The 12,862-nt window shown below is 40.4% G+C and carries 9 protein-coding genes and 1 pseudogene; 8 read left to right on the top strand and 2 right to left on the bottom strand.

All coding sequences use genetic code 11. From position 1 onward, the window contains the following. Positions 1-107: 107 nt before the first annotated feature. Both CVS86_RS04255 and CVS86_RS04250 read right to left on the bottom strand, forming a co-directional pair. Entirely contained in the window at positions 108-821 is a 714-nt protein-coding gene (locus tag CVS86_RS04255) for a molecular chaperone (RefSeq protein WP_107791076.1), read from the bottom strand. Then, positions 814-2,487: a 4Fe-4S dicluster domain-containing protein gene (locus CVS86_RS04250; RefSeq protein ID WP_107791075.1), complete on the bottom strand. Its 1,674-nt coding sequence runs from the start codon at positions 2,485-2,487 to the stop codon at positions 814-816. Before CVS86_RS04250 ends, CVS86_RS04255 begins: the two co-directional genes overlap by 8 nt. Before the next feature lie 154 nt (positions 2,488-2,641). Here CVS86_RS04250 and selA point away from each other — a divergent pair, with 154 nt between their 5' ends. The 8 genes and pseudogenes from selA to CVS86_RS04210 all read left to right on the top strand — a co-directional run bounded on the left by selA (position 2,642) and on the right by CVS86_RS04210 (position 12,847). Then, the gene (gene selA / locus CVS86_RS04245; protein ID WP_107791074.1) at positions 2,642-3,967 is read left to right on the top strand and encodes an L-seryl-tRNA(Sec) selenium transferase; all 1,326 of its coding nucleotides are present in this window, start codon (positions 2,642-2,644) and stop codon (positions 3,965-3,967) included. Then, a complete protein-coding gene (gene selB / locus CVS86_RS04240; protein ID WP_107791073.1) occupies positions 3,964-5,784 on the top strand; it encodes a selenocysteine-specific translation elongation factor in 1,821 nt (606 codons plus the stop codon). Before selA ends, selB begins: the two co-directional genes overlap by 4 nt. Positions 5,785-5,837: 53 nt before the next feature. Then, the gene (locus tag CVS86_RS04235) at positions 5,838-6,545 is read left to right on the top strand and encodes a thioredoxin domain-containing protein (RefSeq protein ID WP_004317675.1); all 708 of its coding nucleotides are present in this window, start codon (positions 5,838-5,840) and stop codon (positions 6,543-6,545) included. Positions 6,546-6,824: 279 nt separating this feature from the next. Beyond that, positions 6,825-7,031: a twin-arginine translocation signal domain-containing protein gene (locus tag CVS86_RS04230; protein ID WP_004317725.1), complete on the top strand. Its 207-nt coding sequence runs from the start codon at positions 6,825-6,827 to the stop codon at positions 7,029-7,031. Positions 7,032-7,042: 11 nt separating this feature from the next. Next, a pseudogene (locus CVS86_RS10005) lies at positions 7,043-7,303 on the top strand (hypothetical protein); the annotation flags it as partial. Between the two features lie 60 nt (positions 7,304-7,363). Beyond that, on the top strand, positions 7,364-10,018 hold the full coding sequence (locus CVS86_RS04220) for a formate dehydrogenase subunit alpha (protein WP_234399229.1): 2,655 nt from the start codon (positions 7,364-7,366) through the stop codon (positions 10,016-10,018). 10 nt (positions 10,019-10,028) lie between these two features. After that, a complete protein-coding gene (fdh3B, locus tag CVS86_RS04215) occupies positions 10,029-10,589 on the top strand; it encodes a formate dehydrogenase FDH3 subunit beta (RefSeq protein WP_021084543.1) in 561 nt (186 codons plus the stop codon). 314 nt (positions 10,590-10,903) lie between these two features. Then, positions 10,904-12,847 (top strand): FTR1 family iron permease, encoded by a 1,944-nt coding sequence (locus CVS86_RS04210; RefSeq protein ID WP_107791071.1) that lies wholly within the window; start codon positions 10,904-10,906, stop codon positions 12,845-12,847. Positions 12,848-12,862: the final 15 nt, after the last annotated feature.

Genomic DNA, 12,862 nt, shown 5'->3' with positions numbered 1-12,862 from the left:
AGAAATTTACTACCAAAGGGCTAAGATAGTTAAAAAATATTAAAAATAGTTGCGAAATTTAAGCGGATGTTAAATTTACTCCTAGCTTGACTAAGAGTAAATTTAAGCTAGTCTTTAAACTCGTGTGAGATGACTGGGGAGAATTCCTCCCAGTGAAGTTTGGTTTTAATGGTTGGCATCTTGCTTTGATAAGGCTCTTTTTTAAGCGCTGCCATAGCGACGCTATCGCCTTGTGGCTTGGCTGGTGCTTCTAGGCTTAAAACGGCTCTTTCAAGCTCGATGAAGTCTTGCAAGATGAGCGCATACGAGCGGAAGAAATTTGCATCTTTATGAGCCAAAAGTAGCGAGCCAAACTCATCTATAAATAAATTTAAAGTCTCGCCAAAGAGCTTGTCGCTGATATTTTTTGCGCCGTTAAATTCATCGCTTAAAAATGTCGCCATCGCTAAAAATATAAATCCAACGTAGTCCTCGCTATCCTTGCAAAGCTCCTTATCACGCCTATACGGGCTAAGCTTTAGGCAGTGTATCACCCTAAGTCTAGCCGCACCGTTATCTCTACCCTCTTCATAAAATGAGGCGCTTAAAGGGATATTTGTAAAGCCAAAAAGAACGTCATTTTGCTCGCTTGCAAGCTCATCAAAGCTAAATTTATCTAAATTTGCAAACGCCTCTGCACTTTGCTGGCTCAAAGGATTTTGCGCTAGGTAGCTAAGCTGCTCTTTCCATCTAGCAAACCCCTCATCACTGGTGTGAAAAAAGAGTGGATATGCTAAAAATTCATAAAAATATGACCTTGCTTTTATGATGTTTTTATCCATTTAATAAATCCTCTTTCATCGCGTTTAGCTGGGCTTGCACCATGATCTTTGCCTTGCAGTCAGCGCAGCAGTAAAGTGACTTGATCTTGGCTCTGTCGTTGCCAAAACGTGGCTGCATGATCGATGCGATCTTCTCGACCGCCTTTTTAGTCGCAAACTCTTTTCCGCACTCTACGCAGGCAAATAGCTCATCGTGCGCAAGCTCGCTATAAACGAAAAACTCAGGCTTAAGAGCGATCTTGCCGACCTCAAGTGAGATGGTGTTTTTCTCAGCGCAGCTTAGCTCGCAGTAGCCGCAGGCGGTGCAAACGCTTGGGTTAAATAAAATCGAATTTGTCTTTTTATCAGCCACCAAAGCGCTTACATTACAAGCTCCAACACAGCTAAGGCAGAGCGTACAGGTGTCAGTGTTTATCGCTACCTCGCCATATCTTATCATCTCGCCAGTTTTTACCACGCCAAGATCACTCTCTCCTACGATAAACTCAAGTCTTTTGGCAAAAATTTCTCTCTTTGGCAGTGCGTATTCGTTAATTGAGTGCTGAGAGCCAGCTATTAGTTTAGCTTTTTTAAGTGCGATTTCAAGCTCAGCCTTGTCTTTTGCGTGGTGTATCGCTTGCTCTTTAAATTTAAGCTCATAAATTTGATTTAAGATGCTAATGGCGTCTTTTTCGCCCTTACCAAGGCTCTTGCTATATAAAATCACACTCGCGCCACTTTCTTGAAGAAGCGTTAAAAAGTGTGTTTGGCTTAGCAGATGTGGGGCTAGGATGACAAAAGGTAGGACGTTTTGCGGTAGGCTGACGTTAAGCTCTTCTAAATTTATCTCTTCAGATACGATGAGAGCGACCTTATCTTTGTAAAGCTTAGCGATAGTGGCAAACGAGCTTTGTGGCATGAGCGTTGAGTCTAGCGAGCCGCTAGGGCAGACGCTGATGCAGTTTCCGCAGTTAGTGCAGTCGATCGCTGAGAAGACAAGGTGCTTTGTCTCGTCCTCTTTTAAGATAGCAACCGTTGGACAAACCTCGGCGCAACGACCGCAAATTTCAGTCCTGCGCTCGTGATACTGGCAGATTGATGAGTCGTATTGCGTAAAGCTTTTGTATCTAAATTTTGGGCTTTTTGCGTTTAAAATTTCAAGCACTTTTTCATCTTTTAGCCCTGAAATTTCGTAGCAGCCGCTTTGCTTTAGCATATAGTCCCTTGCGTTTTCAACTAAGAAAAAGTCGCAATCAACCTCAAATTCGTCATTTGCTCTAAGCACCAAAACGCTTAGCTCACCAGCTGCGCCGTATATAAATTTGACTTCAAAATGCGTGAGCTCAATAACTTTGTAGCCATTTTCTTTTAGTAAATTTGCTAGCTCTGCTCGGCCTGAGTTGCTTACTATCACAACATTTTTGCCGACCTCTTTTTCGTAATCCACATCCTTTGCCATGTCAAAGGCGCTCGCTCTTGCCTCATAGAGTAAAAGGGTATTTTTGGCTTTTTCTAAGACGCTTGCGGTGGTATTTTTAAGGTAGAAATTTATCTCAGGTGCGATGATGTTTGCTTTTAGCTTTGGAGAGTTTGAGACTAGATAGTCGCCATTTTCGTTGTTGATCTCTATCTGCTCGTTTAGCATCAAAGCATCGTCAAAATCGTTATAAAAGCCAAATTCTTTCATTGTTTCTCCTATTATCAAAAACGGGCTTATTCTAATATTAATGGGATTAATAGACTCTGAAATTTATATCCTCTTTTTTTGCTCTAAGTTTTAATTTATAATATTTTTATGTTAAAATCACGCCTTGGTAAAACTAACTTACTAGGAGCGCAAATTGAACGATTTAAGAAATATCCCACAAGTTGATAAGATCATAAAAAACGAAGTATTTTCGGGGCTTGATACGAGTTTAGTCACTATGCTTGCAAGGCAAATTTTAGATGAGGTTAGAGCTAAAATTTTAAATGAAAATGCTAGCTTTGAGAGCGAAGAGATAATAAATTTGATCCTAGATGAGTATGATAAATTTAACGAAGCTAGCCTTCAAAGGGTGCTAAATTTAACCGGCGTTGCCATACATACAAACCTCGCTAGAAGCGTTATAGATAAAGAAATTTTAAGCCGTGCGACACCTGTTATCACAGGATATTCTAACCTTGAATACAACCTAAAAACAGGCAGCCGCGGCAATAGATATGACTACGTTGGCTCGCTCATTGCAAGGGCTTTTGGTTTTGAAGACGCCATCGTTGTAAATAATAACGCAAGCGCTGTATTTTTGGTGCTAAACACCTTTGCAAAGGGCAGAGAAGTGGTCGTTAGCAGAGGCGAGCTAGTCGAGATCGGCGGTAGTTTTAGAGTGCCAGAGGTGATGGCAAATGCAGGCTGCATCCTAAAAGAGGTCGGCACGACAAACAAAACTAGGCTAAGAGACTACGAAGAGGCGATAAGTGACGAGACGGCGATGCTTGTGAAGGTTCATAGATCAAATTTTGACATCGTTGGCTTTAGCGAAGAGACCACGGCAAATGAGCTTAGCGAGCTAGCAAGCAGGCAAAATTTGATAGATTATTTTGATCTTGGCAGTGGATTTTACGGAAATTTACCATTTAACTTAGACAAAAACGAGCCAGATCTAAAAAATTTAAAAGATGTTTCGCTAGTTAGCTTTAGCGGCGATAAGCTGCTTGGCGCGGTGCAGTGTGGCATAATAGTCGGCAAAAAAGAGCTCATCGCAAAGCTTAGGAAAAATCAACTCTTAAGGATGCTTCGCGTCGATAAGGTGATCATCTCGCTTTTGGCTGAGAGCATGAAAGCCTATCTAAACAAAGAATTTGAGCTAATCACAACGCAAAAGTTGCTTCACAAAAGCGTAAAAGAGCTTGAAAGCTTAGCAAATTTAATAAATAAAAATTTAAAAACGCCGCTTGAGATCGTGCGCACATCTACCTTTGTAGGGGGCGGTGCTATGCCAAATAAAAAGCTGCCAAGCGTGGCGCTTGCATTTAGTGGCGATGCAAATTTAAACGAGCTAAAATTTAGGCAAAAAAGGGTGATCGGCCGCATAGAAAATGATAAATTTATGCTCGATCTTAGATCGCTTTTAGATGAGGACATAGAAGTGCTAATAAAAATAATAAATGAAACGGAAGAAAAATGAGTTTAATAATAGGAACAGCAGGGCATATCGACCACGGAAAAACCGCGCTTATAAGGGAGCTAAACGGCTTTGAAGGGGACAATCTTGAAGAGGAGAAAAAGCGTGGTATAACGATCGATCTAAGCTTTTCAAATTTAAGCAAAAACAGCGAAAATATAGCATTTATCGACGTGCCAGGACATGAAAATCTCATAAAAACGATGATAAGTGGCGCATACGGCTTTGACGCGTGCTTGTTTGTGGTGGCGGCAAATGACGGGCTTATGCCCCAAAGCTTGGAGCACCTTGAAATTTTAAATCTCCTTGGCGTGAAATCTGTGATCGTGGCGCTTACAAAGTGCGATCTCGTTGATGAAGCCACTATAAATTTAAGAAAAAAAGAGATAAGAGATGAAATTTCTAAATTTAAAAACCTGCAAATTTTAGAAATTTTCGCCGTTAGTATAAAGGATAAGGCAAGCACCGATGAGCTTAGAAACTATCTCTTTACGCTAAGAGCCAAAAAGCGTGATGAGGACGGCGTTTTTAGATACTACATCGATAGGGTTTTTAGCCTAAAAGGTATCGGAAATGTCGTAACTGGCACCGTTATAGAGGGAAGCGTTAGCAAAAATGAGAAGCTTTTTAACTACGACGCTGGCAAAGAGGTGCTAGTAAGAAGCGTGCAAAGCCACGATGAATTCGTAGAGCGTGCAGGTGTTAGCAGCCGTGTGGCGCTAAATTTGACTGGTGTGGAGCTTAGCGAGCTGAAAAAGGGTCAGCTACTTAGCAAAAAGGGCTTTTTTAGGGGATTTAGAGAGGTTGATGCGGTCGTAACTGCTAAAAATCTCATCCACTCTCAAAGCGTGACCTTTTGCGTGGGTGCTAAAAACGTGCCCGCAAAGGTGCTAATACTAAGCCAAAAAGATGATAGCTACTTCGTGAGCTTTAAATTTCAAAGCGATATGTTTTTGAAATTTGACGAGGCCTTTGTGCTTATCTCAGATGCGCGCGTGATAGGCGGCGGTAGGGTGCTAAACCCTGTACTTGAGCCACTAAAAAAGGCTGGCAAAATTCTCTTTTTAGCCGCACTTTTAAAGCATGATTTTGTTGAAGCCTTTTCTATACTTAAAGAGGCTCACAAAAATGGCTTTGGCATCATCTCTTCTTATCAAAGATTTGGTCTAAATCACGAAGAAGCCGTAAGTGTAGCTAAAAAAGTCTCAAATGTTTTTGTCGATGAAAAGGCTTTAAATATCTACGATCTAAGCGCGGTTGAGCGGATAAAATCAGCCATTAAATTTATGATAGAAAAGAATGAATTCGCTGTCTTTTCAGCTCAAAGTATCAGCCTAAAACTTGCTTGGGCTAGTCAAAATTTAGCCCAAAAAGCGCTTGACGAGCTTGAAAGTGCAAATTTGATCGCCAAAGATAGCGGTGTCTATACCAAAAAAGGCGTTGATCTTAGCAAGCTAAAAGTTAGGCTTGAAGAGAAAATTTATGAAATTTTAGAAAGTGGCAAGCTTGCTCCAACAGCGCCATATAATATATATGATGATCTTGAGATCGATAGAGTTAGTGGCGACAATGCCCTTAAAAAACTAACCGCAATGGGCAGGGTCATAAGGCTAGAGCATAACCTTTTTATCACTAGAAATTCGCTAAAAATGGCACTTGATAAACTAAGAGAGATCATAAAAAATCAAGGCTTTGTAAATGTCACAAACGCGAAGGATGCGTTAAATTTAAGTAGAAAATATGTAATCGCTTACCTTGAGCAGCTCGATCTTGAGAGTGACATAATGAAGCAAGGAAATGATAGAGTTTTTCGCAGTTAGTATTCATTTACAAAAAGCAAATATAATCCGCCAAATTTTTAAAAAGGATAAAAATGAAAAAAGTGATCTTAGCCTCAATCATCGCGGCAACTAGCCTAATGGCAGCAAGCGATAAGCAAATAGAGGACTTCTACTCTCAAATGGTTGATAGCAGCGTAAAAGTAAAGGTAGCTGATCGTCACAAAGTGGCAGGCGACATCGAAGCTGTCGTGGTAAAATTAAGCAAAGATGGCAACTCACAAGATGAGATCGTTTTTACAAAAGGTGACTTCATCTTCCCAGATGTGATCGATCTAAAAGAGCAAAAATCATACCTAGCTGAAGTGAAAAAAGAGGTCATCGCAAAGGGAATTTCTAAAATTTATAAAGATGAAGACAAGGCAAATATCATCGTTCTTGGTAGCGACCCTAAAAAGCCAACTATCATAATGTTTTCAGACCCTGAGTGCCCATACTGCAGAGCTGAGCTAGCAAAGATCGAGACAACGCTAAAAGATAGCAACGTAGAGATCGTCCTAACTCCAGTCCATGACATCTCATCACTTCAAAAAAGCTCACTAATCTACAAAGATGCAAAAGCTGCTAAGAGTGACAGCGATAAGGTTAAAATTTTAAGAAAATACTACGCTGAAGACTACAATGTAGATGATAAGAGCGTTAGTAAAGAAGATGTCGCAAAGATCGATAATCTACGCAAAAAATACTTTGCAGCTGGCGTTAGATCAGTGCCATTTATCGTAAATAAAAGCGATCTAAAATAACATTTTCTAGGGAGCTCTCCCTAGAATTTCTACTACAAATAAATTTTATAAATTTAAAGTATATTTAACTATATTTTTAATAAATACTTAACATTCTTAATTAAACTTTTATATTTACTTTGCTTAACTTAGAAATATGCTAAATTTACACAGTTTAACTTTAGGGCGCTAAAATGCCATAAAATAGGCTATTTGCGATATTTTAGAAATTCTAAATATGCAAATTTTACATATTATTGAACCAAATTTCTCAAAAATTTTGAGGCATAAGGAGAAAAAATGCAAGGATCAAGAAGAGATTTTCTCAAAAAATCTCTAAAAGTCGGTGCTGCCAGCGGAGTACTCGCAGTCTCAGCCGTAGCAAAAGTGACTAGCGATGACTTGGCTCCTGATGACAATGGCGTTGTCGTAGGCAAGTCTAACAAAAAAGAGGTGCTTTATAAAAAAAGCAAGAACTGGGAAACCTACTATAAAATCGCATACTAAGGGAGAAAACCATGAGTGATGCACGTATAGGAAGACGTTCATTTTTAAAGCTAGCCGCACTAGGTGCTGGCACCACAATGGCTTTTGGACAAAATGATACGATAAGACACGCTAGCGCAGAGGAGATAAAAGATCCTTTCCCTGGCTCAAAAAAGGTTAGAACTATTTGTTCTATATGCTCAGCAGGATGTGGTATCGAGGCTGAGGTACAAGATGGCGTTTGGGTTCGTCAAGATATGGCGATGTTTCACCCGATATCTCAAGGCTCACACTGCTCAAAAGGTATCGATCAGATCGACCTTACACACAGCAAACAACGCATCAAATATCCTATGAAAAAAGTTGATGGCAAATGGCAAAGAATTTCATGGGATCAAGCTGTAAATGAGATCGGCGATAAGATGCTTCAGATCCGTAAAGAAGACGGTCCTGATAGCGTTATATTCTTAGGATCTGCGAAATTTAACAACGAGCAAGCATATTACTTTAGAAAATTTGCTGCGTTTTGGGGCACAAACAGCAACGACCACGTAGCAAGAATTTGACATAGCGCAACAGTCGCCGGTGTGGCGAATACTTGGGGTTATGGCGCGATGACAAACCACTTTGGAGACATGGCTGCAAATTCAAAATGTATATTTATAATAGGTGCAAACCCAGCTGTGGCAAACCCAGTTGGCGGTATGAAGCACACTTTGCAAGCAAAAGATAGAAACAATGCAAAGGTGATCGTAGCTGATCCAAACTTTACAAAATCAGCTGCACACGCTGACCTTTATCTAAGACAAAGATCAGGCACTGATATAGCACTTGTTTATGGCCTTATCCACATCATCTTAAAAAATGGCTGGGAAGATAAAGAATTTATAAAAAATAGAACTTATGGTATCGACGAGATAGCAAAAGAGGCTGAGCACTGGACACCAGAGGTCACATCTGACGTTACAGGCGTGCCGGTTGATAAGCTAATGGAAGCTGCAAATATCCTAGCTCACACCAAGCCAGGCACGGTGATCTGGGCACTTGGTATCACTCAGCACTCAGTTGGTAGCTCAAATACTAGAATTTTACCTATCCTTCAACTAATCCTAGGCAACATGGGCAAACCAGGCGGTGGCTGTAACATCATCCGTGGTCACGACAACGTTCAAGGCTCAACCGATATGTGTAACCTCTCAGATAGCTTGCCGATGTATTACGGACTAACTGACGCGGCTTGGAAGTACTACTGCCAAGGCTGGGGTGTTGATTATGACGAGTTTATCAAACGCTTTGCAGTCTCAACTAAAGAGCCAAAACAAGGCGGCACACCAGTTAAAAATACTGTTTTTGAAGAGTATTACTACCACGATCCTAAAAATCCAGAGGATAGAAACTGGAGAAATGAAAAAGGCTGGTCGCTTTCAAAATGGTGGCAAGGCGTCTTAAAAGAGGAAAATACCTTTAGCAGTGGCGCGTTAAGAGTTCTTTGGGTTCAAGGAACTGGCCTTACATCTATGGCGCACCTAGCTAAAATCCAAGAAGCAGCCTCAAAACTAGATATGATCGTAGTTGCTGAGCCATTTGTAAATGAAATTTCTATCCTTTCAGATAGAAAAGATGGCGTTTATATCTTGCCAGTGGCAACTGCCTTTGAAAACGAAGGTCACTTAAACGCTACAAACCGCTCAGGTCAGTGGAGAACAAAAGTCGTTGATCCACTTTACGAGAGCAAGGGCGATCACGAAGTAATGTTTGCATTTGCTAAGAAATTTGGCTTTTACGATGAGTACGTAAAAGGCATGAAGATGGCTGTCGTAGATAGAGAGCTAAAACAAGTAAAAGATGACTTTGTATGGCCAGATGATGCGACAAATGAGATAGCAAGGGTTGGAAATTCTATCGGTTATGGCGGCAGAACTGCTGAGATGTTTAGACGTCACCAAGCAAACTGGGATAAATTTGACCCAGATACGCTAATAGGTCTTGGCGGCGAGGTAAAAGGCGAGTACTACGGCAAGCCATGGCCAGCATGGGATGAAAAACACCCTGGCACACCGATACTTTACGATATGAGCAAGCCTTACGCAGAGGGTGGCTCTGGCTTTAGAAACCGCTTTGGCTTAGAGCATAACGGCGTTAGTCAGCTAGCTAGCGAAGAGGCAACTTTGGTTGGATCAGCTATAAAAGGTGGCTACCCACAAATCACAAAAGATAACATAGAAAAAGTCCTAGGCATCACTCTAACAGAAGAAGAAAAAGCTAAAATAGGACCAAGCTGGAGCATGGACTACAGTGGCGTCATCTTAGAAAAATGCCGTGAAAAAGGGGTCGTGCCGTATGGTAACGCAAGGGCTAGAGCTATCGTTTGGGAATTCCTTGATCCTATCCCAAAACATAGAGAGCCTATCCACTCACCACGCTGGGATCTTGTTCAAAAGTATCCAACATTTGATGATCAAGCTAGAAATTTTCGTGTTTCTACTAAATTTAAGTCAGAGCAACAAGCAAAAGACTGGTCAAAAGAATTCCCTATCGTATTTAGCACGCAACGCGTCGTAAATTTAAGTGGTGCGGGAATGATCGAAAGAACAAGTAAATATCTCTCAGCCATCACACCTGAGATGTTTGCTAACGTTCACCCTGAGCTTGCTTTAAAATACGGCATAAAAGATCGCGATATGATGTGGATCCACAGCCCACAAGGCACGAAGATCAAAGTAAGATGCTACCACAGCTATATGGTAACTCCAGATAGAATTTGTATGCCTTATAACTTCGCTGGCGTTATGCAAGGTGTCGATCTCTCAGCTCGCTACCCAGAGGGCACTAAGCCTTATGTTATCGGCGAGAGCTTTAACACAGTTACTAACTACGGATTTGACCCTGTTACTCAAATTTCAGAATTTAACGCAGGTCTTTGCCGCATAGAAAAAGCTGAAGAGAATACCTTTAAAACATCGTTTTATCACGAGTATGGCGAGAGAGACGCCTTAGGTAAAGAGTAAGGAGAGAAAAATGGCAAGAATGAAATTTTTTGTAGATACTAATAGATGTATCAGCTGCTTTGGATGTCAAGTCGCTTGCTCTTCTGCTCACGAGCTTCCGGTTGGAATTTATAGAAGAAAGGTTATCACACTTCACGATGGTATCGAGGGCAAAGAGGTATCAACTACTATCGCGTGTCAGCACTGCACCGATGCACCTTGCGAGCAAGTTTGTCCGGTTGATTGCTTCTACATTAGAGCTGATGGCATCGTACTTCACGATAAACACAAGTGCATAGGCTGTGGATACTGCTTATATGCTTGTCCATTTGGTGCGCCACAGTTTCCTAAAGATGGGGCATTTGGCGTAAAAGGCGTAATGGATAAATGCACTATGTGCGCAGGCGGTCCAGAGCCAACTAACTCACACGAGGAGAGAGAGCTTTACGGTCAAAACAGAATGGCTGAGGGCAAAGTGCCTATGTGTGCGGCTATCTGTTCTACAAACGCACTTTTAGTTGGCGACGCTGCTGAGGTTTCAAATGTATATCGCAAACGCGTTATGCTAAGAAATACAGGACTAAACGTATAACATTAAGGAGGGCGCTTGCTCTCCTTTTAAATTTATAAAATTTAAATTATTTTTATGATTTTTATAATCTAAAATTTCATCAATAATTTTTCTTATCTATTAAAATTATCAAAAATATATAACTTTTTTATCTCAATATGAAATTTTACTCTAACCCTCTAAAGCCCTAAATTTACGTAAAGTTGATTATTAGATTGTAAAAAATATTATTTATGCTTTCAATTTACATTCTTTTATGATAATCGTTTTTATTTTAATCAAAGTAAAGGCTTGCTAATATTCGGGCAAAATATATTTTACAGGTGGTTTAACTAATGAATAAAATTTTTAAATTTATGCTTATCATGCTACTGCCTATCTGGCTTGTAGCAAAAAATGACGACTACACACAAGTCGCAGCTCAGATAAAAGAGTCATTACAAAAAGTAATAACAGAGTATAGAGCTGGCAACGTCGAGCAAGCAGTTAGCGATACTCAAAATGCTTATTTTGGCCTATTTGAAGATGTCGAAGCTGGCATCAGAATAAATTTAGGTCAGAAAAAAGCTTACTCTATGGAGAAGCAGTTTGGCGAGATCAGAAAGGCGATAAAAGCTGGCGAAGCACCAGATGACGTGCAAAAAAGAATAGATCAGATAAATAGCGAAATCGCTGAAGTTTTGCCAGTTATTTTAAATGGACATAAGCTTGTTGGTGAGTACTCAGACACCCCAGCACAAGCTGCTACAAGTGGCTATGACACTTCTAAATTTATCCCTGAGTGGAAGGTGGCATTTGAAAATTTATCAGCAACTCTTGATAAAGCCATAGCAAGCTACGAGAGTGATAAACAAGATGATGCTAAAAATTCTATCCAAGATGCTAAATTTAATGATTATAGAAACACTCAACTTGAAATCGCCGTTCGCCAATATATAGAAAATGGCAAAAGCATAGATGCTGACATCCAAAGAAAGATGGGTGAAGCGATCAGTGGCATCACAAATGGCATAAGCAAAGATGACTTTAAAGTAAAGCTAGAAGAGATCAAAAAGCTAGCTTATGATGCCGTTGCAAAACTTCCAGCTGAAACAGTAAAACTAGCAAAAGTTGATATGAGTAGTGCAGCATCTAGCGATAGCAGCGAAGATAGTGGCACAGACTACACTCAAACTGTTAAAAACATAAATGACAAAATTCAAGCAGCCATCGCACTTTACAAAGGTGGCAATAGCGCTAAAGCTATGGGCGATATCCAAGACATCTACTTTGATGAGTTTGAAGGTAGCGGCATGGAGAACAAAGTAGGTGCGATAGATGTAAATTTAAAAACAGCTATCGAAGCTACATTTGGTAACCTTGTAGCCCTTATGAAATCAGGTGCAGACGAAAAAACACTTGAAGAGAGTGCAAGCAAGATGTCATCTCAGCTAGCAGCTGCACTTGAGAAAACTAGCGGTTCAAGCTCACCTTGGACGCTATTTATCTGGGCACTAACTATCATCTTAAGAGAGGGCTTTGAAGCTCTTATCATCGTTGCAGCCGTCGTTGCATATCTTGTCAAAACTGGCAATGCAAAAGCTATGGGCAAGGTCGTATATAGCTCAGTTGGTGTGGCTGTCATCTTAAGCTTTGTCATGGCTTGGATAATGAACATAATCTTTGGCGAGGCAGCAGGTCAAAAAAGAGAGCTTATGGAAGGCATCACGATGCTTGTTGCTGTGGGACTTCTATTTTACGTTGGCTTCTGGCTTCTTTCAAATGCTGGTGCTAAAAAATGGAACGACTACATCAAATCACATGTGTCTGAGTCTATCTCAAGTGGCTCAAGCACGGCGCTTTGGTGGACTGTATTTTTAGCGGTATTTAGAGAGGGTGCTGAGACAGTGCTATTTTATCAAGCGCTTATCTTTGATGCAAAAGACTCAGCTGGCTACTTAATGATCGCAGCTGGCTTTGTTGTAGGTCTTATCGTTCTTTTGATAGTCTATTTCTTATTTAAAATTTTCGCTATTAAAATTCCTATTAAGCCATTTTTTATATTTACATCAGCTATCATCTTTTACATGTCGATCGTCTTTGTTGGCAAGGGCGTTGGCGAGCTAGTTGAGGGCAAAATTTTCATCCCAACTATCATAAAAGGACTAAATTTTCCTGACTGGATGAGAGACTGGCTAGGACTTATGCCATATTACGAGAGTTTAATACCTCAAATCATTATGGTGCTTGCCCTAATTATAGGCATCGTTATCATGAAATCAAAACAAAATAAAAACTAATCTTATTAAAAGGAG

This window comes from Campylobacter concisus (assembly GCF_003048605.1).
GTDB classification, from domain to species: Bacteria; Campylobacterota; Campylobacteria; order Campylobacterales; family Campylobacteraceae; genus Campylobacter_A; species Campylobacter_A concisus_BM.
The sequence above is the reverse complement of the archived record's forward strand: the minus strand, read 5'-3'. Positions and strand labels throughout refer to the sequence as shown.

What these genes read in the sequence shown, in the direction of transcription:
- CVS86_RS04255 (WP_107791076.1), bottom strand. Translation starts at nt 821, where the DNA reads ATGGATAAAAACATCATAAAAGCAAGGTCATATTTTTATGAATTTTTA.
- CVS86_RS04250 (WP_107791075.1), bottom strand. Translation starts at nt 2,487, where the DNA reads ATGAAAGAATTTGGCTTTTATAACGATTTTGACGATGCTTTGATGCTA.
- selB (WP_107791073.1), top strand. Translation starts at nt 3,964, where the DNA reads ATGAGTTTAATAATAGGAACAGCAGGGCATATCGACCACGGAAAAACC.
- CVS86_RS04235 (WP_004317675.1), top strand. Translation starts at nt 5,838, where the DNA reads ATGAAAAAAGTGATCTTAGCCTCAATCATCGCGGCAACTAGCCTAATG.
- CVS86_RS04230 (WP_004317725.1), top strand. Translation starts at nt 6,825, where the DNA reads ATGCAAGGATCAAGAAGAGATTTTCTCAAAAAATCTCTAAAAGTCGGT.
- fdh3B (WP_021084543.1), top strand. Translation starts at nt 10,029, where the DNA reads ATGGCAAGAATGAAATTTTTTGTAGATACTAATAGATGTATCAGCTGC.
- CVS86_RS04210 (WP_107791071.1), top strand. Translation starts at nt 10,904, where the DNA reads ATGAATAAAATTTTTAAATTTATGCTTATCATGCTACTGCCTATCTGG.